Origin of the sequence: Brevibacterium sp. 91QC2O2, assembly GCF_024580695.1 — a bacterium.
Taxonomy (GTDB): domain Bacteria; phylum Actinomycetota; class Actinomycetes; order Actinomycetales; family Brevibacteriaceae; genus Brevibacterium; species Brevibacterium moorei.
Genome location: NZ_JANIJY010000092.1, coordinates 1 through 260, shown reverse-complemented (window position 1 = coordinate 260; position 260 = coordinate 1). Strand labels below are relative to the sequence as shown.

General features: G+C 42.3%; 1 rRNA gene. It reads right to left on the bottom strand.

Annotated features, from left to right (window positions below):
• Window positions 1-59: ribosomal RNA gene (locus tag NQ036_RS15895) — 16S ribosomal RNA — on the bottom strand; the annotation flags it as partial.
• Between the last annotated feature and the right edge of the window lie 201 nt (window positions 60-260).

The following is a 260-nucleotide window of genomic DNA, read 5'->3' as shown; positions in this document are numbered from 1 at the left end:
TGCATGTGTTAAGCACGCCGCCAGCGTTCGTCCTGAGCCAGGATCAAACTCTCCACAAAAAAATTTGCTTAAAAGCGATCCCGACCGAAAAGAACAGACTGACGAGAAAAAGAACAACACCCACCATCAAGAGAGGCATTGTTCTTCGTATCATCCATCATTATTATTTTCAGCCAGAAAATATGTACTACTTAGTTCTGGCATCACGAAAAAAACTATTCAAGTACGCTATTGAGTTCTCAAACAACAGGCACACACCC